A 23,027-nucleotide genomic window follows, 5' to 3' on the forward strand; every position below is an offset into this window, starting at 1 on the left:
TTGTTTTCCATTCCGTCAAATTTAATTTTCCCATATCACATCAGAAAAGGCAGAACCGTCCACGGCTCTGCCTTTTCATTCCATACTACTACTTCATCAAAATTATCACATAAATTTCTTTTCTTTGATTTTCAAACGCGTCATAGCTCTGGCCATAGCCATTTGACCGCGATAATACTCTTTTCGGCTTGTCTGCAAAGCTATGCGTTCTTCCGCACGTTCTTTTGCTTCCTGCGCACGTTTTGCGTCAACGTCTTCCGGTCTTTCGGCACTGTCTACGACCATGGTGACTGTATTCCCTACGACACGAGCAAATCCCTGTCCAACAGCCACATAATACCATTTTCCATCCATTTTATAACGCAGGATGCCAATGGCAACACCGATTACCATAGAAACATGGTTTGCCAGAACACCATATTCCCCATCGCTGGTAGGCACTACCAAACTTTCGCAGGTACCTTCGTAAAACAGACCACTGCTGGAGGAAATCTTCAACTGAAACTGTGTCATATTGCCGCCTCCTTATGCGCCCCGTGCCATCAGTTCTGCTTTCTTCTTCACATCATCAATGGTGCCTACATTGAAGAATGCTGCTTCTGGATAGTCATCCATTTCACCGGATACGATGGCTTTGAATCCGCGTACGGTTTCTTCCAGAGGGATATATACACCTTTAACGCCTGTAAAGTTTTCAGCCACAGAGAATGGCTGAGACAGGAAACGCTGAATCTTTCTTGCACGATAAACAGTCTGTTTATCTTCATCGCTCAGTTCATCCATACCCAGAATTGCGATAATATCCTGCAATTCCTGATATTTCTGCAGCATCTGCTGTACCTTCATAGCTGTCTGGTAATGTTCTTCCCCTACGATGTCCGCTTCCAAAATTCTGGAGGAAGATGCCAAGGGGTCAACAGCGGGATAAATACCCTGTTCCACAATTTTTCTGGACAATACTGTTGTGGCATCCAGATGGGCAAATGTAGTGGAAGGCGCAGGGTCAGTCAAGTCATCGGCAGGCACATATACTGCCTGTACAGAAGTGATAGACCCATCTGTTGTGGAAGTGATACGTTCCTGTAACTGACCCAGTTCATTTGCCAGTGTAGGCTGATAACCAACGGCAGAAGGCATACGACCCAGCAATGCGGATACTTCAGAACCAGCCTGTACAAAACGATAAATATTATCGATGAACAGCAGTACGTCCTGATGTTCTCTGTCACGGAAATATTCTGCCATAGTCAAGCCTGTTTCTGCAACACGCATTCTGGCACCTGGTACTTCATTCATCTGACCGAATACCAGTGCGGTTTTACTCAAAACACCAGAGTCTTTCATTTCCCAATACAGGTCATTGCCTTCTCTGGAACGTTCCCCAACGCCTGTGAAGATGGAATAACCGCCATGTTCTGTTGCTACATTATGAATCAGTTCCTGAATCAATACGGTTTTCCCAACACCAGCACCACCGAACAGACCAATCTTACCGCCTTTTGCGTAGGGTGCCAGCAAGTCAATAACTTTGATGCCTGTTTCCAGTATTTCTACTGCGGGGCTTTGTTTTTCAAAATCAGGGGCTTTCCGGTGGATAGACCAGTGTTCTTCTGACTGTACAGGTTCTCCGCCGTCAATGGGTTCCCCTAAAAGGTTAAACATTCTGCCCAATACTTTTTCGCCAACAGGAACCGTAATACCGGCACCTGTTGCGGTAACTTCTAATCCTTTGGAAAGACCTTCGCTGGTATCCATCATGATACAGCGCACGACGCCTTCCCCCAACTGCTGTGCTACTTCCATTACCCGTGTATGGTCTTCTACCACAACAGTCAGTGCTTCCTGAATTTTGGGTACATGCTCCTGTGGAAAACGTACGTCCACAACAGCACCCATGATTTGTATGATTTTTCCTTGTTCCATACACCAGTTCCTCCTTTACAACCGCTTCTTTTTCTGGGCTTTCGCACCAGCAATGACTTCTGTGATTTCCTGTGTGATACTGCCCTGCCGCAAGCGGTTGTACTGCAGCTGCAATTGCTGTAACATTTCCGTTCCGTTTTTGGTTGCGCCATCCATGGCAACCATACGGTCATTGAGTTCGGCACAGTAACTTTCTGTCAATGCACTGAAAATAATACCCTGCATGGTGATAGGTGCCAGTTGATTGAACACAGAAACCGCATCCGGAAAAAATTCTTCCGGTACTTCCGGTTCGTCACCTTCCGGCAGACCCATATCTTTATGATGAAACTGTTCACGAGAAAGGGGCAGCAGTTTCATCATGACAGGTTCTGACTGCAAGCCATTTTTCATACGTGTGAAAATGATGTACACTTCCTGTACGCTTTCATTACGCACTTCTTCCAGCAGGTCAACTGTAATCTGTCTTGCCCGCTGCAAGGTAGGCTTTTGGGAAGAATACAAAAAGTCTTCTTCGATGGGAATCTGTTTGTGCTGAAAATAATGACGACCAACCAGCCCAACAACAAAGAAACGGGCATTTGGATGTTCGTGATATTCCTGCTCTGCTTTCTTTTCCACGTTCAAATTGTATGCCCCGGCAAGACCTTTATCTGCCGTGATAACAATATAAGCCCGTTTTGCGGCAAAATCGGGTCCATCTACAGGTTCCAAAAAGCGATGTTCCATTTCTGGTATATGATGCAAAATATCGCCAATGCTTCGGCGAATGGTATGAAAGTAATCATACACCTGCTCCATATTTTTTCTTGCTTTTCGCAATTTGGATGAGGAGATCAGATACATTGCATTGGTGATCTTCATGGTGTCTGAAATACTTTTCATACGATCCTGAATTTCTTTACTGCTTGCCATATCCTTGCTCCTTCTTGAATACGTCTAATTCTGCCAGAACAGCTTCTTTCTGTTCCGGTGTAAATTGTTTTTCATTTCTGATAAATTCCAGAATTTCAGGTTTATTTTCTTCCATGTATCCATAAAAGTCAGATACAAAACCAGCAACTTTTTCTTTGGGAATACCAAGGAGTTTTCTGCTAGTGGCAACACAAAGGGTAATAACCTGTCTTTCCAGAGATTTTGGCTGATACAAAGGCTGTTTCAGCAATTCCATCAGCTGCTGACCATATTCGATCTGTTCTCTTGTGCTGGTATCCAGTTCAGAACTGAACTGGGAGAAAGATTCGATTTCCTTATACTGTGCCAAGTCAATACGCAGAGTACCACTGACGCTCTTGATGGCTTTTGTCTGCGCCGCACCACCTACACGGGATACGGAAAGACCTACGTTAACCGCAGGACGGAAGCCTTCGAAGAACAAATCGCTTTCCAGATAAATCTGACCATCGGTAATAGAAATAACGTTGGTAGGGATGTACGCAGAAACGTCCCCTGCCTGTGTTTCGATAATGGGCAGTGCTGTAATGGAGCCGCCGCCATGGGCTTCATCCATTCGACAGGAACGTTCCAGCAGTCTGGAATGCAGATAGAATACGTCACCGGGATATGCTTCACGTCCTGGAGAACGTTCCAGCAACAGTGACAGTGCACGATATGCCACCGCATGTTTTGACAAGTCATCATAAATGATCAGAACGTCTTTTCCCTGATCCATGAAGTATTCCGCAATGGCAGTACCGGAATAAGGTGCCAGATACTGCAATGCCGCCGGTGCGCTGGCTGTTGCCGCAACAACAACGGTATAATCCATAGCACCGTGTTTTTTCAAATTGGTCATTACCTGTGCAATGGTAGAGGCTTTCTGCCCAATGGCTACATATACACAGATGACATCTTTATCTTTCTGATTCAGAATGGTATCTACTGCAATGGCTGTTTTACCAGTCTGTCTGTCGCCGATGATCAATTCTCTCTGACCACGGCCAATGGGAAACATGGAGTCAATCGCCATGATACCTGTCTGCAAAGGAACATTGACAGACTGTCTTTCAATAACGCCGGCAGCCTTTCTTTCCAGCATATACCAATCTTTTGCTTCAATTTCACCTTTACCGTCAATGGGCGCACCCAGGGCATCTACAACACGTCCCAGAATGCTGTCCCCTACGGGAATACCGGCTCTGCGTTTGGTACGCAGCACACGGGTACCTTCTGTCAAAGTCTGTTCATCACCCAGAACCATGCAAAGGATTTCTGTTTCGTCAATATTCTGTACCAGACCTTTCAGACCGTTTTCAAACAATACGATTTCACCATACATGGCTTTGGAGATACCTTTTACCGCAGCAATCCCATCATGAAGATGGTGTACATAGCCGCCTTCTTCAATGGAAAATTCATCTTCAAAACCATTGATATCACTTTTCATAATAGAGATGATATCTTCTCTGCCTTTTTCTTTCCGAAGCTGACGTTCCAGTTTATCAAAAGTCAGTTTGAATGTATTGTCAAAAACTTTATTCCCAATCTGGAGCATATAACCGCCCAGAATGTCATCATTTTGATGTTCCTCCAGTACCACGTCTGTAGCATTGTATGTTTTCTGGAGGATTTTTTTCAGCTCCTGTAAATCTCCTTCAGAAGGTCTTTTGGCATAATGAATGATCGCCTTCAAAATTCGATTTTCTTCAAAAAATTCTTTTGTGAAATTTTCTGCCATCACGCTTCACCTACCTTCTTCAGCAAATCTTCAAAGAGCGCTTTTTCTTTTTCTTCGTTGATATTGTTTCCCACTGCTTTTCTAGCTGCAAGCATGGCAATGGTAACCATTTCATCCTGAGTATCTGCCAGCAGTTTTTTCCGTTCCTGCTCAGCCTGCTTTCTGGATGAAATCAAAATGCGTTTTGCCTCTTCTTCAGAAGCCTGCAATTGTTCTTTTTCTTTTTTGCTGGCTGCTTCCAAAATGCGCTGCGCCTTTTCCCTTGCCTCTTTTGTGGCATTTTCCACGGTTTCCTGTGCCTGCTGGAGATTCTGGTTTGCCAATGCTTCCTGCTCTTTGGCATAATCCATCTGTCCCTGAATCATTTCCTGCCGCTGATCCAGAACTTTTTGTACCCTTGCGAACAGAAATTTTTTCATAAGGACATACAGTACGATCAAATCAACAAAAGTCCAAATAATATTCCAATTCAGCGTTAACATTTCCACATTCTCCTTTTATCAGCCTAAGAACAGGATAATCAGCAATGCGATAACAAAGCCGTAAATTGCAGTTGCTTCGGCCAGTGCAGCACCAAGCAGCAGTGTTTTGCTGATTTTGCTTTCTGCTTCGGGCTGTCTTGCAATGGATTCTACTGCTTTAGATGTAGCGATACCAATACCGATACCTGCGCCAATACCTGTCAATACTGCAATACCTGCACCAATCGCGATTAAAGTTGTCATTTTTATTTCCTCCTTGAATATCCTAATTTCATCTTTTTATTACTCTATGGCTTCTTTGATAAACAAAGCGGTCAAGAATACAAATACATAAGCCTGAATCAGTCCATCGAAAATATCGAAGTACAGGCTGAATGCCACTGGAATGACTGCTGGTACAATAATTTTAATCAATTCCATAACAACAAATGCACCCAATACATTCCCGAAAAGTCGCATGCAAAGAGACAGCGGCTTGATAAAGATTTCCAAAATATTAATGGGGGTAATGATTGGCATAGGCTCTGCAAAGCTTTTAACCCAGCCTTTCACACCTTTCTGATGAATGCCTGCGTACTCAATGAGCACAATGCTCATGATGGCAAGTCCTGCTGTCACATTCAGATCTTTTGTTGGCGGTTTGATGCCAAAAAGACCGATGAGGTTTGCACAGCCTATGAACAGAAGCACCGTTCCCAGATATGGCACATATCTTTTGCCATGTTCACCAAAAATCCCCGTGAAAAAATCCTGTAAAAATGTCACACAGGATTCCACAAAAACCTGACGTTTTCCTGTTGGCACGATTTGCAGATTTCTGGTCAGGTAAAGCGAAGCCACTACAAGAAAAGCCATGATGATCCATGTAGCTACCACGGATTCGGGAACCGGTATCCCGCCAAACACAGGAATGGTAAATGCCGTTTCACAGTTCAGCTCGTTCATCAGTTCTTCTGCTAAACTTCCCATATGATTACTCCTTTTTTACGATTACTGTACACTCCCTACCGGAAAAGCACTGCGGAATACTTTCCGAACAATGGGTCCTGCAATGAGCAGCTGGAATGGCAAAGCCATGATAAAGTTTTTGGGGATATTGGTCAGCCAAATCATACCAAGCTGTCCCCATTCTCCCGTTCTGACGCACATTTCCAAACCGCCATACAAACTCATGACAATGACCATGGGTACTACCATACAAGAGGAAATGCAAATGACCTTACGCAGTGTACTGCTTTCAGGTTTTACCAGAAAACGGAAGGCAAAGCCTTTTGCCAGTTTAGAAACCAAAAACCAGTCAAAGCACATAGCGTATATGTAAGCGATGGGAAAACCAAGCCAACCTTCTCTCAATACATCCAATGACGGACTGCCCATATGGAGTGTAACATTATACATACTCATCCAAAACACCATTACAAAACACATCAATACGGTATAAATCAAACTTTCTCTTTTATTCTGCGGCATAATTATCCTCCTTTTATTTCCATTACTGCCTTTTTTGTCCACAAGAAATATTGTAGTAATTTCTTGTGGGTCATGTAAGTGTTTTTTATTTTCGTCTTTTTCTCCGAAATCGGCAGAAATGATTTTATTTTGTAGGAAATTATACCCAATATCTTTTTAGAACATGCAGGGCAATTCAAACAATAGAATTACCAAACATTTTTTGATTTTTTCCGTTGGGATGTTGTTTTTTTCTGTACTTTCCAATGGTGCTTTTTCTTTTTTTCAATTTTAGCCACCGCATCCCTTCTTTCTGTTCACACAGCAAACCAGTTCTGCTGACGCATCTGTTTGCCGGTTCTTTTCATAAGAGCGTTTACAAAAATTTCATTCTATGATTTCATATCACCATTATGAGGGAAATACATCTGTATCCCCTCAGGTTTTTCGGCACACCAGACTTCAATTTTCATTAAATCCAGCGACCTATTTTGGACTTTCCAATCACAATCCTCTTCCAACCACATCACACTCCTTTTACGCTTCAAAACCCAGGGTGTTTCCGTGTAAAGATGATACTCTTCAAACACGCACTCATATTATCACTCCATTTGCAACATGTCAATATTTACATGTTCAAAATTTCATGTTTTTTTTTACATGTAATTCTAGAAATGTTTCTTTGTTTGTGATATAATACATCTAGTTTTCATGGCATAGTAATACATTAAGGAGTGAAATATATGGGGACGTTAAAATATGCCATCCTTGGGTTATTAAACCGCCAAGAGATGACAGGCTATGAATTGACAAAAGCAATTGAACACAGCCTTCTGGGATCATGGCGCGCAAAACACAGCCAGATTTATCCAGAATTAAAGTCTTTGACACAAAAAGGTCTGGTCAAATATGAAGTTGAAATCTCCGGCACTGTATTGGAAAAGAAGGTATATTCCATTACAGAGGAAGGACGCAGCGATTTCCTGCATTGGGAATCCAAAAAACTTCCATTGCAGCCAAATACCAAAGACGAATTTCGATTGCAATTATACTTTTCCAGTTGTCTTCCACCGGAAAAACGCATTGAACTATTGGAACACCAATTAGCCCTGCATCAAGCAAAATTGCAGAAACTAAAACGGATCATACAGAAGTTCGATGCAATTCCACCTACGGAAGAACCCTATTTTAGTGATTACCTGGTCCTTGGTGGTGCAGTTGCCAGAGAGGAAACAAGCTGCCATTGGTTAAAAACATGTATTGACCTTTGCCAGCAACGGTTGAATGATTCACAAAAGGATTGATTTTTTCTTTTTCAGTTCGTTTATTTTCTTTTCTATTCTTACCTAAAAATGTAATCCTATATTTGTTATGAATCATAGACTTTTGACCAAAATCCGTTGCCGATACCAAATGCATATCTTTATCTGATGTATTTCAGACATCTTTGAGTATAGCAGAAGCACCTCTGTTCAGCATCGCTATATACTACCACTTATTTCTATAAATGTAAATTAATGTAAGATTTTTTTACAATATTTTCACACCCTTGCACAAACATTTATACAAAAAAGCCAAACCCTTCTTAAAAGCGTTTGGCTTTTTGTCGTAAACAAATTCTATTTCTTCCTAATTATACCGCCTCGTGGAATGTACGCATGATAACTTCTCTCTGCTGATCTTTGGACAAACGATTGAAGTTTACGGCATAACCAGAAACACGAATGGTCAGTGTAGGATATTTTTCAGGATGTTCCATGGCATCCAAAAGAATTTCTCTATTCATAACATTGACATTCAAATGATGTGCGCCCTGATAGAAATAACCATCCAGAATATGAATCAGATTTTCAATACGCTGCGCTTCATCTTTTCCCAATGCATCAGGAACAATAGAGAATGTGTTGGAAACACCATCCTGACATACATTTCTGTAAGGAATTTTTGCAACAGAATTCAAGGAAGCCAGTGCGCCATTTTCGTCCCTGCCATGCATGGGGTTTGCACCGGGAGCCAAAGGTTCCCCATGTTTTCTACCATCAGGTGTTGTACCTGTTTTTTTACCATACATGACATTGCTTGTGATGGTCAAAGCAGACAGTGTATGTTTTGCATTGCGGTAGATGGGATGTTTCTTTAATGCGTTAGAGAAATATGTTGCCACTTCCACTGCCAGTTCATCCACACGGTCGTCGTCATTGCCGTATTTCGGGAAATCCCCTTCTACATTAAAATCTACAGTCACACCATTTTCATCCCGCACAGGTGTTACTTTGGCAAACTTGATGGCAGAAAGAGAGTCTGCCACAACAGAAATGCCAGCCATGCCAAAAGCGGTCAGTCGTTCCACATTGCCGTCATGAAGCGCCATCTGGCTTGCTTCATAGGCATATTTATCGTGCATGTAGTGGATGATATTGATGGTATCCACATAAAGCTCTGCAACATAGTCCAGCACCTTTTTGTAACGATCCCAAACTTCATCAAAATCTAAAACTTCGTTTTTCAATGGTTCGATTCCGGGAACTACAGGCACTTTCTGGAGTTCGTCCACGCCTGCGTTTAACGCCATCAGCAGAGATTTTGCCAGATTTGCTCTTGCGCCGAAGAACTGCATCTGTTTGCCCACACGCATAGCGGATACACAGCAGGAGATGGCGTAATCATCGCCATAAAGAGGACGCATGACATCATCGTTTTCATACTGAATAGAATCTGTCTGAATACTCATTTTTGCGCAGTATTTCTTGAATTCTTCCGGCAGATCTCTGCTCCACAGAACAGTCATATTGGGTTCTGGTGCTGTTCCCAGATTGGTCAGGGTATGCAGATAACGGAAGGAATTTTTTGTAACCAGAGGTCTGCCGTTGATGCTGACACCGCCAATGGCTTCTGTCACCCAAGTGGGATCTCCACCGAACAGTTCGTTATATTCCGGTGTTCTCAGGTGCCGCACCAGTCTTAATTTGATGATGAACTGATCAATGAGTTCCTGCGCTTCTTTTTCTGTGATAACACCGTTTTGCAAATCTCTTTCGATGTAAATATCCAGGAATGTGGATGTACGTCCCAAGGAAATAGCGGCACCATTGTTTTCTTTTACCCCTGCCAGATATGCCATATACAAAAACTGAACGGCTTCTCTGGCATTTTTCGCAGGTTCGCTGATATCCACACCATATTTCATTGCCATGGATTTCATTTCTTTCAGTGCCTGAATCTGCATGCTGATTTCTTCTCTCAAGCGGATTCTTTCATCTGTCATAGGACCATCAAACATGTCCTGTTCCTTTTCTTTTTCGCCAATGAGGAAATCCACGCCATACAGTGCAACTCTTCTGTAATCACCAATGACACGACCACGACCATAAGCGTCAGGCAGACCTGTTAAAAGACCTACGTGTCTTGCTACTTTTGTTCTCTTTGGATATGCGTCGAATACGCCTTCGTTATGAGTTTTCCGATAAGCATGGAAGTCTTTTTCCAGCTGGGGATTCAATTCATAGCCGTACTGTTCCAAGGCACTTTTTGCCATTTTCATGCCACCATAAAGATTAACAATCCGTTTCAGGGGCGCATCTGTCTGCAAGCCCACAATAACCTCATTTTCCTTGTCAATATATCCCGGTGCAAAATTGTCAATACCGGATACGATATTGGTTTCCACATCCAGAATGCCTTTTTTCATTTCTTCCAAAATCAGTTCATGGCATTTATCCCATACTTTCTGTGTTCTATCTGTAACCCCTTCCAGGAAAGTGTCATCACCTTCGTAAAGGGTATAGTTTTTCTGAATAAAGTTTCTGACATCAATTTCTTTTGTCCATTTTCCTGTCTGAAAACCCTGCCAAGCCATTGTATTCATTTCTGCGTCATCCTTTCTAACCACATGTTATGCAATCATTTCCGTCAACAAATTTTGAAGATACTGTATTTTTTTCTGTTCCATAGGCGGAACGCCTTCCAGAGAATATGGAATGCCTAAAGCATGGTATTTTCCCACGCCCATGGTATGGTAAGGCAACAGTTCCACTTTCTCTACATTAGGAATTGTCTGAATCATTTCCCCCAATTGCCGAATATGCGCTTCCCCATCGGTCAAGTCTGGTACCACCACATGCCTGATCCAAAGAGGAATATTCTTTGCAATGACCGTTTCCAAGAACGTTTTCGCAATGGAAAAATCGCCTCCTGTCAGTTTGTGGTATTTCTCCGATATCACATGCTTGATATCAAAGATCACCAGATCTGTGTAATCCAGCAATATATCATAAGAGCCATTTCCATAGCCTGCCGTATCCAGACAAGTGGAAATATTCTCGGCTTTGCAGGCTTTGAACAATTCCGTTACAAAATCCGCCTGCAACAAAGGTTCCCCACCGGAACAGGTGACACCACCTGTATTGCCGTAATAGGGACGATAACGTTTCAGCATCTTCATAATTTGACCTACATCTATTTCTTTTCCGCCGGAGAGCTGCCATGTATCAGGGTTATGGCAGTAGCGGCACCGCAAATGGCACCCCTGCAGAAAAAGAACGGTACGGATTCCAGGTCCATCCACAAGTCCCATGGACTCAATGGAATGGATTCTGCCTTGCTGCATATCATCACCTCTTTCTATCCAATTTTTTGAAATAGAAAAAGCCGCACGCCCGGGCTTTTCCTGCCCAGACGGTCGGCTTGTGGTAACGATTATACTCCATGTGGTTAGATCCACGATTCCGTCAGTCATATAATCCACGAGTTGATACTAGCATACTTTATTTTGTGTGTCAAATGGAAATCTTTAGAAATTTGTGTTTTTCACAAAGATTATTGTTTTTTTGTCAAAAACATTTTATTTCATTCTGTTTCGTGACAAGATTCTTGTAAATTTTATATAGACAAGATGTGACAGAGAATCTGTTCTTTTTTAACAACAACACCTTTATTTCAATGGAGTCCAATTGCCATTTTCATAAACATATCCGTATTCTTTCCAAATATCGGTCTGTTCCAAATCATTGTTTGCGGCAAAAAGCTTCTCACCATCGTATAAACAGTCCAACTTATCTCCATTAGAAAGTTCCAATGTCATGGCAAACATACGATATGGATATTGGGGAATGGTGCCCATGGCATCGGTACTTTTCTGGTTGATGGTTTTCCCATTTCCTTTTCCTTGCAATTCCAGCTTTCCATTGTTGAAAGAATAGGAAATTCCTAACTCATTCAGCATAGAAGAAAGTTCTGTATATTCTTCCTGCATGGTCAGAATGGAAACGCCTGCACATTCTCCCGCTTTCACTTCTTCCAAAGGGAAAGAGCCCTTCTTTGTTTTCAGAATATCCCCTTTCTGCATTACGTCTATCCCCAGCCTATGTGCTGTATTTTTCTCTGCCCGCATCAGATACTGGGAACAGTTTTCAAAAGAAAAACGATTTGGCGCTTCTGGATTGCCATGGACAGAATTTCTATTTGTTTTTGTAATCTGTTCCAGATTCTCAGGTAAAACCTCCTCATTTCCATTCTGGTCATATAAAACAGTTTTTTCCGATATGGATGCATCTTCTTTGAATGAAACAGGCTGTCCAATCAACTCTTCCGCATCAACAAGCAATTCTCCCTGGCAGGCATAAGTGCCAATCTGCAGACCATTGATATATGTTTCATATTTCCATCCATCCTGCACATGTGGGATATCGCCTTTTTTTATCTTCATTTGGATAAATATCCTCCTGCCACAAAACGATTTCTGATACCATGCCCGATCTGGTTTCCAGTGTACGACTTTCTGCAGCATCCACAAAAAATCCAGAGTCCAGCAAATCTTTTAGATAAACATACACTTTTTCATTCTGGCAAATATATGGAATGGCTTCTCCCTCTATTTCAACGGTTCGGGTATCAGCCTGCATTCCTTTGCAAAGCACCCATGCCACACATAAAGCACAAGCAGTCGCCAGAAAAACGAGGCTTCTTTTCATTGTCCTTCCCTCGCTTCCTCCATTATGAAAGCATAAAACCAATGTTGATGAATCCTTTATGCAAGCCTGCAAATGCCAGACCCGCTGATTCGCTATAAATTTCTCCTGTATATTCATTGAAATAGATTGGGAAATTTTCGAACCCTTTTAACTCATATACATAAAATCTGGCAAGTTTTTTCCCGGTATAGGTCACTGCCGAAGCATCATAGTAAAACTTCTGCTCAATTTCCTGATTTGTTTCTTCTTTTGCAGCAATCAAATCCTTCTGATACTGAACAGAAACATCAGTGATTTTTTCCAGACCATCTTTGGAAACATATTGGGGCTTTGTTCCGTTCGGCATTTCAATGGCAATGACACTGACTTTTACCCAATTGGGGGATTCCGAATTATCTTCATGACAATAAGTTTTTTCGTAGTCATCCACATACTGTACCTTTCCACCAAAGGTCTCCGCAACAAAGCGCAGTGGAACATACAAATAATCGTAATCACACAGGTAATAAGATGCAGCCATTTCATGACCATTCAGCAGCACGGTACTTTCATTGTATCTTGGAAAAACAAGGGTGGTGTCCCCTTTTTTCAATGTCAGATAATTTCCAGACTCATCGGTCAGATCATAGGTAATGCCCAGAGGTTCTGCGATTTTTTCCAAAGGGGCATACACAACACCATCTTGCAGCACGGTTTCTGGTTCCGGTACAAATCCGCCGTTAATCATCAGCAGACGGATACCATTTTTTACATCTCTTTCATAAGTGCTCTCCTCGCAATTTGAATCTAAATTCAAAAAAGAAATTTCATAAAAATCTGATAATTCTGTTTGATAAATACGTACATCAGCCTTGTTTTCTGTCCATTTGAGCGGTTCTGCCCCCAATGCGCACTCACCTGCTGGCAAAAGAAACGCAAAGCAAAGAAGCGGAACTGCCAGTTTTTTCCCAATACTGCAATCAAACTTTTTCATAGTCATCCCTCTTTCCCAATCATCCAAACAATGCCTCTTTTAATGTATCTTGAAAAATACATCTATATGTTTATCATATCATAGAAAGGAATAAAGAATAGGAAAGCCCTCGTTTTGTAAGAATTTCTTTCGAAATTTATGATACTGCTCATGTCTCAACAAAGAAAAAAGCAGCGAAATATCATCTCGCTGCTAAAGTTGTTTTTCTTTTCATAGAATCATCTAAAATGCATATCACTCCAGTTCAAATGCTCCTATGTACAATTGATAATAAGTGCCTTTCTGCGCAATCAATTCCTCGTGACTGCCGCGTTCAATGATTCTGCCGTGGTCCAGTACCATAATGGCTTGGCTGTTCCGAATGGTTGATAACCGATGGGCAATGACAAAAACAGTTCTACCTTTCATCAGATTATCCATACCATCCTGTACCAATGCCTCTGTACGTGTATCAATGTAAGATGTGGCTTCGTCAAGAATCATGACAGGCGGATCTGCCACCGCGGCACGAGCAATGGAAATCAACTGCTGCTGTCCTTGGGAAAGACTGGAACCATTCCCTGTCAGGACTGTCTGGTAGCCCTGCGGCAATCTTCTGATAAAATCATCTGCATTTGCCAGTTTCGCAGCCGCAATACATTCTTCGTCGGTAGCATCTAATTTACCATATCGAATATTATCCATCACGGTTCCGGTAAACAAGTTTACATCCTGCAATACAATACCCAGGGACTTCCGCAGATCAGGCTTGCGGATTTTCGAAATATCAATGCCGTCATAATAGATTTTCCCATCTGCTATGTCATAAAAGCGATTGATCAAGTTGGTGATGGTTGTTTTTCCCGCACCGGTTGCACCAACGAAAGCAATCTTTTGACCTGGTTTGGCAAACAAGGATATATTTCGAAGAACAAGCTTTCTGGGTTCATACCCAAAGTCCACATGCTCCAGACGGATATCGCCGGTCAATTCCCGATAGATTACCTGACCACTTTCCTTGTCAGGCTGCTTCCAGAACCATGTACCTGTCATTTCGTCTGTTTCTGTAATTTTTCCCTTTTCGTCTTTTTTCCCTTTGACCAATGTCACATAGCCTTGGTCTGTTTCCGATTTTTCATCCATTAACTGAAAAACACGTTTTGCACCGGCAAGCCCCATGGCAATGAGAGAAACCTGCATGGATGCCTGTCCGATTGTTTGAGAAAGCTGTCTTGCCATACCCAAAAAGGAAATAATGATACCCACAGATATAGTTCCGATGCCAGCCAAAGACAGATTACCTACCTGAAAATGCAGAAGCAAACCGCCAATGATTGCCAAAGACACGTACATCAGATTCTCTACATTGTTTAGAATTGGCATCAAAATATTCCCAAATTGAAATGCCTTTTCACTGTCGGAAAAAAGCTGGTCATTGATTTTTACAAAATCACTCTTGCTTTCTTCTTCGTGGCAAAACACCTGTATGACCTTCTGCCCATTGAGCATTTCCTCCACAAAGCCTTCTTCCTTTGCCAAAGATTCCTGCTGTGCCATCATGAAACGGGAACTTGCGCCCCCTACTTTCTGAGTCATAAAGAGCATAAATATAAGAAATACACATACTGCAAGTGTCAGCCAGATGCTGTAACAAAGCATCATGACAAACATAGCCAATACCGTCAGAAAAGACTGCAAAAGCATGGGCATACTCTGACCAATCAGCTGTCGGATGGCATCTGTATCATTGGTATATGTACTCATAATATCCCCGTGGGAATTTGTATCAAAATATTGAATTGGCAATGTCTGCATATTTGAAAACATATCATTTCGCATATGCTTCAATGTTCCTTGGGTGACGATTGCCATGATACGTGTATAGGTAAATGCCGCAATGACACCTAAAATGTAAACCACTGCCATGGTTGTAAGGATGGAAACAAGCTGTGACCACACAGCCCCCATTCCCAATGTAATCCCTGGTGTGATGCATTCATCAATAAGCCTTTGCAGGAACACCGTCGCAACAACAGACGCACAGGAGCTGATGACAATGCAAACCATTACCACAATGAGTTCCAGTTTATAATGTTTCATTAAATAGGCCGTTAGTCTGAAAAATGTATTTCCACGTCCGGCATGTTTTTCTATTTCACGCATATCATTCATCCCCCCTATTCCTTGTCTGTGAATCATATACTTCACGATAAATGCCATTCAGGCGCAGCAGTTCTTCATGAGTTCCCTGTTCTGCAATCCTACCGCCTTCCATCACCAGAATTTTATCCGCATCCTGTACCGATGATACGCGCTGTGCAATGATGATTTTCGTTGTTTCCGGTATTTCTTTGTACATGGCATTGCGAATCAGTGCATCTGTTTTGGTATCCACTGCCGATGTGGAATCGTCCAGAATCAAAATCTTTGGCTTCTTCAAAAGCGCCCTTGCAATACACAAACGCTGCTTCTGTCCCCCGGAAACATTGGTTCTGCCCTGCTCAATATAAGTATCATATTTATCCGGGAAACGCTGGATAAAGCTGTCTGCCTGCGCCAGTTTGCATACACGAACCAATTCTTCGTCAGATGCCTCTGCATTTCCCCATCTCAGATTTTCTTTGATGGTTCCAGAAAAGAGGACATTCTTCTGAAGGACCACTGCCACTTCATTTCTCAGCGCTGTAAGATCATAGGATCTTACGTCTTCTCCGCCAACCAGAACAGCCCCTTCTGTTACATCGTAAAGCCTTGAGATAAGCTGGATGAGTGTCGTCTTCCCGGAGCCGGTTCCGCCGATGATACCTACAGTTTCCCCTGCTTTGATATCAATATTAATATCGCTTAAGGCATTCTTTTCGCTTTTTTCTGAATATTTGAAATTTACATTCTGGAAAGATATGCTGCCATCTTTCACTTCTTGGATGCCTTCAGGATTTTTATCCAGAACGCTTTCATGTTCGATCACTTCCACAACACGGTTTGCTGATTCCGTCGCCATGGAAGTCATAACAAATACCATAGACAGCATCATCATGGACGCCAGAATCTGGATGCCATAACTGATGAGAGAGGATAACTCACCTGTTGTTAAGTCTACAGAAACCGTACTTATGATAATATTTGCCCCAAAATAGCTAACCAGAAGCATGGCAATATAAATACAAAACATCATGAAAGGATTGTTCAGAGCCAGAATTTTTTCTGCTCTGGTAAAGTCCTTCCGCACTTCTTCCGAAGCATGCTCAAATTTTCTTTTTTCATAATCCTCCCGCACAAAGGATTTGACAACAAGGATTCCGGCAATATTTTCCTGCACGGAATTATTCATTGCGTCATATTTCTTAAAAATTCGTTTGAATATTGGATATACATACATGGAAATTCCCAACAATACTGCCCCAAGAATAGGAAACATGATTACAAAAATCACTGCCATGCGAACATTGATGTTCATACTCATGATAATCGAAAAGATCAGCATCAAAGGTGTTCTGACCGCAATTCGTATACTCATTTGGTAGGCATTTTGTATATTCGTTACGTCCGTCGTCATTCTTGTGACAAGAGAGGATGTCGAAAACTGATCAATATCCGCAAAAGAAAATTCCTGTATTCTAAAATACATATCCTGTCTTAAGTTCCTTGCAAACCCACAGGAAGCTGTCGCCGCTGTCTTCCCGGACAATACCCCAAAAATCAATGACAGTATCGCCATGATGATCAGTACACTGCCATATTTGATAATCGGCGTCATGGAAGCTCCTGTCATTTCGTCGATTAACTCTGCCATGATAAAGGGCAGCAGGCATTCCAAAACGACTTCAGCTGCAACCAGTATGGGCGTAAGCAAGGATGCAGTTTTATACTGCCTTACGCTTTTCAATAAGGATTTCAGCATAGTGACACTCCTTTATTTATTAGATTTCAAGAGATTATGCTCCATTTTTGCAATACAGCTTAGCAGTACATCTTTGTCTTTTTTAGAAAACCCATCCAGAACGGTACACTCTAACTGTTCTTCTGCCTTTTTGAGGTCAGGAATCATTTTTCTGGAATACGCTGTCATAATAATCCATTTAAACCGTGCATCTTCCGCATTTCCCTTTCTTCTTACGAGATTCTTCTGCTCCATTCTGGAAAGCATGCGTGACACAGTGGCTTTGGAAATTTGAAATTACTGTTCCAGATCTTTTTGAAAGACTTTTTTGTACGCCTGTTCCTGCTGTGCTAAATACAATAGGACAAAAACATACATGCCTGATAATCCATTCTGTATTTCCATAAATTTTGTATCTGCAAATTTTCGAATGGTATGATGCATAATCCCTAAATTTGCGATTATTTTTTGATTCTCATTCATTTCGTATTTGAATTACTTCACCAGATTTCTTGTTTTCCAAAATTTTCTTAGCTATCATGTATCCTGATTGCTGCCGATTGCCAGAAACGCAATCAATTTGGCAGCCATATCGATGCCGACTTTTTCACTATTTATCATTAAGTCATAATTGCTGTAATCTCCCCATTTCTGGTCAGTTACCGCATTGTAGTATACAGCCCTTGATTTATCTGTCTGCAAAATCTGTTTTTCTGCATTTTCTGCGTCCATGCCATATTCATTGACTGCTCTGTTGACCCGATTTTGCAGTTCCGCATAGACAAAGCAGCTGAGTACTCCCGGTTCGTCTTTCAGGATATAATCTGCACATCTGCCAACAATGACGCAAGGTCCCTTCTTGGCTAATGCTTGGATTGCCTGACGCTGTGCCAAATAAATCTGCGCATTTAATGGCAGGGATTCTTTGCCGTTTCCACTTAAAACGCCTAATCCGTAACCTGTTCCCATTGCAACATTGTACAGAAAACTATTTGTGATTTTTTCTTCTGAATGGAGTATCTGTTCCTTGGAAAAACCGGAAATTTTTGCAGTCTGGTCAATAATTTCACGGTCATAGAAATGATAACCTAACTGATCTGCCACCTTTTTTCCGATGATTCTTCCTCCGCTTCCCAATTCTCTGCTGATGGTAATAATCTTGTACTGCATATGGTTACACCTCTTTCTCTAATTTTTTCAGTTCTCTGCTTACAATCGCTACTGCCAGTATAAAGGCAAGGGTATCAGCCACAGGTCCTGCCCACAACACACCTAAAATTCCAAGAATACTGCTAAGAATAAATTCTGCCGGCAGCAAAAAGATAATCTGTCTGGACAAAGAAATGACCGCAGATTTTACTGCTCTGCCAATGGACTGCATGAACAATGCTGCCACTGTCTGAAAACCATTGAAAATAGTTGCCAGCAAAAATATACGGAAACATAATTCCGCAAACTGGTTATACAATCCACTTTCCTTACCAAAAATGGAAATAATCTGAACGGGTACAAGCTGATATGCCGCAAAAGCAATCACTGCCAGTATTTCTGCCACAATCACAACACATCGGAATGTCTGTTTCACCCGTTTGATATTGCCTGCGCCATAGTTAAATCCAATAATGGGCTGTGCACCGGAAGCAATCCCGACTGTTGCTGCAATAACCAGCTGATTGACTTTGATGACGATACCTACAACAGCTATGGGAATTTCAGAACCGTATTCCGAAAGAGCGCCATATTTTGTCAGCAGGTTATTGATGACAGCCATCACAATGACAATAGACATTTGTGTAATAAAACTGGAAATACCCAATCCCATTACTTTTTTTGCAGGAATGAAAATGAATCTTATAATCCGATTTTTTGAGATGAATAGAGCGGAAGCGTCTGATATAATTCAGCCCCATCAAAAAAGTAAAAATCTGCCCGATGATTGTTGCCAATGCCGCACCTTTGACACCCCACTGAAAAACAAAAATGAAAATCGGGTCTAAAATGGTATTGGTCACTGCGCCAACCAATAATGAAACCATGGAATACTGGGGACTGCCGTCTGCTCGTTCAATGGCAGTAAAAACCGTTCCGACCAAAACAAAAGGCAAACCGATGATGATAATCCTGCCGTAATCCATGGCATAGGGATAAAGGGTTTCTGTGCACCCAAACAGATAAACAAGATCCTCCAGAAAAACAGCCATCAGAACAGCAATGATAATCCCCACCACAACAGAAAATGTGATGACACTGCCAATCCCTTTTGCCCCTTCTTCTTTTTTTCCTTCTCCAAGGCGTAGACTTAAAAAAGATGCACCGCCATCGCCCAGCATCAATGCGATGGACAGCACAATCACTGTCAGCGGATATATGATATTTGTTGCGCCATTTCCAAGATACCCTACGCCCTGCCCGATAAAAATCTGATCGACCATGTTATAAAGGGAATTCACCAACAGGGAAATGACGCACGGAATGGCATATTTGCCAAGTAACTTCCATACAGAATCCACTGCCAGTGGATTCTGCAACACTTTCTGATTCTGCATTTTGTCCTCCTTTCCGTCGCTTACGACCTATTTGCTCAAAAAAATATTTTTTAAATCAAATCTTTCCAATGACGCACTTTGTTTTTCCATACATAACTATACTGATCCTGCAAATCGTATACTTCCAAAGGTTTTCTGCCTGTCAGAAGTTCCACATCATGGGTGACAACGCCCATCTGTCCTTCGGAAATACCTGCTTCATTGGTGATCATATCGTTACTGCAAAAAGGAACCGGCGCCTGAGAAAAATCCCCGTCTGTTGTTCTTGGAATATGCAGTGCTTCCAGATATGCTCTGAATTCTTCTTCTGTCATTGGCTTATATTCAAAAGGAATCCCTGATTTTTCTGCAATCATGTTACAAATTTCTCTCTGACTTAAGGGAATGGTACTGGTCAGGTCATATGCTCGATTAGGTTCGCCTTTTCCAAGAAGCAGAGCCGCACCGCATCTTGCACTGTCGTCTTTTGCAATACTTGTGACCTTTCCTTCTCCAGCGGTAGTACCCCATACGTTTCCACTCAACATTGCCAGCATAACAGAAGTGGTCAAATAATTTTCCATATAAAGATTATTTCTCATAATGTTGTGTTCAATGCCGCTTTCTCTCAGCATTTTCTCTGTGGCTCTATGGTCTGGCAGCACATACTGGTTATAGCCTTCTCTATCTGCGCCAAAAAAGGATGTATAAGTAATATGTTTCACACCGGCTTTTTTGCATGCCTCAATGACTTTTCTATGCTGTTCCACTCTTTTGGGTCCATTGATAATGCTGGAAATAAAGAATAGTCTGTCTGCTCCCTCAAAAGCCTTTGTCATTTGTTCCACATCATCATAATTGGCTTCTTTTACAGTTACTCCTTTTCCTCCCAAGCAGTTTTCTTTTCCATAGGCACTCTGGCAAGATTCGGACATGTAAAAATCAAATCTGTTCCTGCAACTGCTTCCAACATATTGTTTGCCACTCTGCCTGCCAGTTTGCCATCTGCACCTGTAACCAAATATTTCATAAATATTCCTCCTTTTTAAGTCGCTTGCGACCTATTAATGTAAATTTTTTTATTTGATGTTTTTGGTTAATTTTTTTATCACGCCGGAAAGAGATTCGATTTCATCCATAGACAGCCCTGCAAAGATACGTTCTGTAATTTTGCCGATCTTCTCCTCAATAGCAGTTGTCATTGCCGAACTTTTATCTGTAAGAACAATTTTTTTATAGCGTCTGTCACTTTCCAAAGGTTCTGTCATAATCAGTTTTTTCTCTTCCAGACGATTTAAAATACTGCTTACCGTTGGATGTGTCAAACCCAAACTATGTTCAATGTTTTTCTGGCATATTTCCTGTGTACGGTTCATGTTCAAATAACCAATCACATATGCCTGCATATATGTAATATCCAGTTCAGCTAACTCCTGATTCAGCACTCTTTCAATGGCTGTGTTCAGAATCTTAAATTCGATGATATCCATATCATGACCCCCTAATCCGTCGCTTACGACATATCTTAGCTGAATTTTTGTCATTTGTCAAGAACATATAAAAAACCGGCACAGAAAATACTTCTTGTGCCGTTTTACTACATAGTCTGCAATTGCTGCAAAAATAAATCATCCAATTCCTGCCAATCAACCAGTTTTGTTTCTTCCAAAGATTTTAAAATATTTTGGATATCTGCAATGGAATCTTCCAGATATGTATTGATTTTATCCACTTTCGCAGTCATTTTGACTTCCGGTGAATTTTGTTTTAAATCCAGAAGCCTGTTCACATCTGCCAGCAATGTATCTGGAAGTTCTGCCTCCATCAGTTCTGAAAAAAGCATGGGAGGCGGTGTTTTCTTCTCCAGAATCCATCGACATGCCAATACAGGTCTAAGTACATAAAAATATTTTTTGACTTTGACCATGTCTCCTTCCAGATACTCTCGTCTGTTTTTCTCTGCCATATGGATGTAATGATAAAGACTTCTCTTTGTGGAAAAGTAATTTCCCATCATGGTTCTGAACGTTTCTGCAAAAGGTGTTTCCATGTATACAATGGGTGAAGAAAACCATTCAAACAGCGTAGGATTCGATTTTCGGAAAAGCCGCAATGTTTTCTGTAAATCCCATCCATTGATATCTAAAACGTCATCCAAGGGCAATTCAATGACATCCCGCGTTTTTTCTAAACGCAAATAGTCCTCTTTCTGACGAATATAAATGAACCGTACATCATAGTCGCTGTCAGTAGAAGGAAATCCCCATGCGCGGCTGCCGGATTCCACTGCAAGAAGGATGCGAACATGTTCATTTTTCTCAATTTCACGGAGTTTTCTGACAATCGTCTGTTCCATCGGTTTCCTCCTTCTTTTTCATCCAAGGTGCGTCTTCATTGGATGCTTTGAAATTATAAATGGGCTTCATCACATCCATGACTTCCACTGTTTCGCCGATGACATCCAGAATATCTTCCAATGATTTGTAAGCCATAGGCGCTTCGTCCAGTGTGTCCTCGTTAACAGAAGTTGTGTAAATCCCTGCCATGGCTTCCTTGTAAGATTCCATATTCAGAGTTTCTCTTGCTTTTGCTCTGGACATGACACGCCCTGCTCCATGGGGCGCAGAATCATTCCATTCTGGATTGCCTTTTCCCACTGCAATGATAGAACCATCCCGCATATTGATGGGAATGAGAACCTTTTCTCCAGCGTGAGCCGCAATGGCACCTTTGCGGAGAATCATTTCATCCATATCAATATAGTTATGAATGGTATGGAAAGATTCCACAGCAGTCATACCCGTTCTCTCCAGAATGATTTCTGCCATTCTTTCCCTGTTCCTCTTTGCAAAACGCTGGCAGATTTCTACGTCATACAAATAATCATCCAGGAATGTTCCATAAAGCCAGCAAATATCTTCTGGAACCAAAAGTTCCTGCGTTTCATAATTGTTTTTCAATTCTTTCAAAGCATCCTGAATCTCTGCTCGTCTGCCTTCTGCCTTGTATGTACGAATGATTTCTTCTCTTTGACGGAAATAATCCTCTTTTCCCATATGCAGGTCAATGGCAAGCTGCTGATATACTTCAGCCACCTGTTTTCCCAGATTGCGGCTGCCGGAATGAATCACCAGATAGCAAGTTCCGTCTGCTGCCTGATCGACTTCGTG

At 41.7% G+C, this 23,027-nt stretch carries 24 protein-coding genes, 1 pseudogene and 1 riboswitch; of the genes and pseudogenes, 1 reads left to right on the forward strand and 24 read right to left on the reverse strand.

Features of this window, described 5'->3' with window-relative positions; translation table 11 throughout:
- Positions 1 to 105: 105 nt before the first annotated feature.
- Genes atpC through BUB35_RS04340 form a run of 8 tightly spaced genes read right to left on the reverse strand, consistent with a single transcriptional unit; the run spans position 106 to position 6,552 of the window.
- Entirely contained in the window at positions 106 to 513 is a 408-nt protein-coding gene (gene atpC / locus BUB35_RS04305; protein ID WP_072849556.1) for an ATP synthase F1 subunit epsilon, read from the reverse strand.
- 12 nt (positions 514 to 525) lie between these two features.
- Positions 526 to 1,923, reverse strand: coding sequence for a F0F1 ATP synthase subunit beta (atpD, locus tag BUB35_RS04310; protein WP_072849557.1), 1,398 nt, complete (start codon positions 1,921 to 1,923; stop codon positions 526 to 528).
- Positions 1,924 to 1,938: 15 nt separating this feature from the next.
- Positions 1,939 to 2,838, reverse strand: coding sequence for an ATP synthase F1 subunit gamma (gene atpG / locus BUB35_RS04315; RefSeq protein ID WP_072849563.1), 900 nt, complete (start codon positions 2,836 to 2,838; stop codon positions 1,939 to 1,941).
- Entirely contained in the window at positions 2,825 to 4,600 is a 1,776-nt protein-coding gene (gene atpA / locus BUB35_RS04320) for a F0F1 ATP synthase subunit alpha (RefSeq protein WP_072849567.1), read from the reverse strand. The genes atpG and atpA overlap by 14 nt, the downstream gene beginning before the upstream one ends.
- Positions 4,600 to 5,082 carry a F0F1 ATP synthase subunit B family protein gene (locus BUB35_RS04325; RefSeq protein ID WP_072849570.1) on the reverse strand — a complete coding sequence of 161 codons (483 nt, stop codon included), beginning with the start codon at positions 5,080 to 5,082 and terminating at the stop codon, positions 4,600 to 4,602. Before BUB35_RS04325 ends, atpA begins: the two co-directional genes overlap by 1 nt.
- Positions 5,083 to 5,100: 18 nt before the next feature.
- Positions 5,101 to 5,325 carry an ATP synthase F0 subunit C gene (atpE, locus tag BUB35_RS04330; protein ID WP_072849572.1) on the reverse strand — a complete coding sequence of 75 codons (225 nt, stop codon included), beginning with the start codon at positions 5,323 to 5,325 and terminating at the stop codon, positions 5,101 to 5,103.
- Positions 5,326 to 5,364: 39 nt separating this feature from the next.
- On the reverse strand, positions 5,365 to 6,051 hold the full coding sequence (locus BUB35_RS04335; protein ID WP_072849574.1) for a F0F1 ATP synthase subunit A: 687 nt from the start codon (positions 6,049 to 6,051) through the stop codon (positions 5,365 to 5,367).
- A 21-nt stretch (positions 6,052 to 6,072) separates the two neighbouring features.
- Positions 6,073 to 6,552, reverse strand: coding sequence for a DUF2798 domain-containing protein (locus BUB35_RS04340; RefSeq protein WP_072849576.1), 480 nt, complete (start codon positions 6,550 to 6,552; stop codon positions 6,073 to 6,075).
- 722 nt (positions 6,553 to 7,274) lie between these two features.
- On the opposite strand from BUB35_RS04340, the gene BUB35_RS04345 reads away from it, so the two are divergent.
- Complete coding sequence (locus BUB35_RS04345; protein WP_072849578.1) at positions 7,275 to 7,835, forward strand: PadR family transcriptional regulator; 561 nt, start codon at positions 7,275 to 7,277, stop codon at positions 7,833 to 7,835.
- A 329-nt stretch (positions 7,836 to 8,164) separates the two neighbouring features.
- Here BUB35_RS04345 and pflB read toward each other — a convergent pair whose 3' ends face one another.
- The 16 genes and pseudogenes from pflB to BUB35_RS04420 form a co-directional block, all read right to left on the reverse strand.
- Positions 8,165 to 10,396, reverse strand: a complete 2,232-nt coding sequence (gene pflB / locus BUB35_RS04350; RefSeq protein WP_200777566.1) for a formate C-acetyltransferase — start codon at positions 10,394 to 10,396, stop codon at positions 8,165 to 8,167.
- 27 nt (positions 10,397 to 10,423) lie between these two features.
- Positions 10,424 to 11,137 carry a pyruvate formate-lyase-activating protein gene (gene pflA, locus BUB35_RS04355; protein ID WP_072849580.1) on the reverse strand — a complete coding sequence of 238 codons (714 nt, stop codon included), beginning with the start codon at positions 11,135 to 11,137 and terminating at the stop codon, positions 10,424 to 10,426.
- 55 nt (positions 11,138 to 11,192) lie between these two features.
- A riboswitch (ZMP/ZTP riboswitch) is annotated at positions 11,193 to 11,276 on the reverse strand.
- A gap of 185 nt (positions 11,277 to 11,461) precedes the next feature.
- The gene (locus BUB35_RS04360; protein WP_072849583.1) at positions 11,462 to 12,235 is read right to left on the reverse strand and encodes a hypothetical protein; all 774 of its coding nucleotides are present in this window, start codon (positions 12,233 to 12,235) and stop codon (positions 11,462 to 11,464) included.
- Complete coding sequence (locus BUB35_RS04365; RefSeq protein ID WP_143158939.1) at positions 12,183 to 12,572, reverse strand: hypothetical protein; 390 nt, start codon at positions 12,570 to 12,572, stop codon at positions 12,183 to 12,185. Before BUB35_RS04365 ends, BUB35_RS04360 begins: the two co-directional genes overlap by 53 nt.
- Positions 12,523 to 13,473 carry a stalk domain-containing protein gene (locus BUB35_RS04370; protein WP_072849588.1) on the reverse strand — a complete coding sequence of 317 codons (951 nt, stop codon included), beginning with the start codon at positions 13,471 to 13,473 and terminating at the stop codon, positions 12,523 to 12,525. Before BUB35_RS04370 ends, BUB35_RS04365 begins: the two co-directional genes overlap by 50 nt.
- Positions 13,474 to 13,707: 234 nt before the next feature.
- Positions 13,708 to 15,615, reverse strand: a complete 1,908-nt coding sequence (locus BUB35_RS04375; protein ID WP_242949197.1) for an ABC transporter ATP-binding protein — start codon at positions 15,613 to 15,615, stop codon at positions 13,708 to 13,710.
- Position 15,616: 1 nt separating this feature from the next.
- A complete protein-coding gene (locus BUB35_RS04380) occupies positions 15,617 to 17,353 on the reverse strand; it encodes an ABC transporter ATP-binding protein (protein WP_072849592.1) in 1,737 nt (578 codons plus the stop codon).
- A gap of 12 nt (positions 17,354 to 17,365) precedes the next feature.
- Entirely contained in the window at positions 17,366 to 17,623 is a 258-nt protein-coding gene (locus BUB35_RS04385; RefSeq protein WP_276326382.1) for a MarR family winged helix-turn-helix transcriptional regulator, read from the reverse strand.
- A gap of 246 nt (positions 17,624 to 17,869) precedes the next feature.
- The gene (locus tag BUB35_RS04395; RefSeq protein WP_072849599.1) at positions 17,870 to 18,502 is read right to left on the reverse strand and encodes a cytidylate kinase-like family protein; all 633 of its coding nucleotides are present in this window, start codon (positions 18,500 to 18,502) and stop codon (positions 17,870 to 17,872) included.
- A 4-nt stretch (positions 18,503 to 18,506) separates the two neighbouring features.
- Entirely contained in the window at positions 18,507 to 19,121 is a 615-nt protein-coding gene (locus tag BUB35_RS19475) for an MATE family efflux transporter (protein ID WP_242949198.1), read from the reverse strand.
- A complete protein-coding gene (locus BUB35_RS19480; RefSeq protein WP_242949199.1) occupies positions 19,087 to 19,878 on the reverse strand; it encodes an MATE family efflux transporter in 792 nt (263 codons plus the stop codon). Before BUB35_RS19480 ends, BUB35_RS19475 begins: the two co-directional genes overlap by 35 nt.
- Before the next feature lie 50 nt (positions 19,879 to 19,928).
- Positions 19,929 to 20,750: an NmrA family NAD(P)-binding protein gene (locus tag BUB35_RS04405; RefSeq protein ID WP_242949200.1), complete on the reverse strand. Its 822-nt coding sequence runs from the start codon at positions 20,748 to 20,750 to the stop codon at positions 19,929 to 19,931.
- Positions 20,732 to 20,887 (reverse strand): hypothetical protein, encoded by a 156-nt coding sequence (locus BUB35_RS19485; RefSeq protein WP_242949201.1) that lies wholly within the window; start codon positions 20,885 to 20,887, stop codon positions 20,732 to 20,734. Before BUB35_RS19485 ends, BUB35_RS04405 begins: the two co-directional genes overlap by 19 nt.
- A 49-nt stretch (positions 20,888 to 20,936) precedes the next feature.
- Positions 20,937 to 21,347 (reverse strand): MarR family winged helix-turn-helix transcriptional regulator, encoded by a 411-nt coding sequence (locus BUB35_RS04410; protein WP_072849601.1) that lies wholly within the window; start codon positions 21,345 to 21,347, stop codon positions 20,937 to 20,939.
- 107 nt (positions 21,348 to 21,454) lie between these two features.
- Positions 21,455 to 22,213, reverse strand: coding sequence for a nucleotidyltransferase domain-containing protein (locus BUB35_RS04415; RefSeq protein WP_072849603.1), 759 nt, complete (start codon positions 22,211 to 22,213; stop codon positions 21,455 to 21,457).
- Positions 22,182 to 23,024, reverse strand: a pseudogene (locus BUB35_RS04420) (RtcB family protein); the annotation flags it as partial. The gene BUB35_RS04415 and the pseudogene BUB35_RS04420, both read right to left, overlap by 32 nt.
- Positions 23,025 to 23,027 lie beyond the last annotated feature (3 nt).

The sequence above is a fragment of the Anaerotignum lactatifermentans DSM 14214 genome (assembly GCF_900142265.1).
GTDB lineage: Bacteria > Bacillota > Clostridia > Lachnospirales > Anaerotignaceae > Anaerotignum > Anaerotignum lactatifermentans.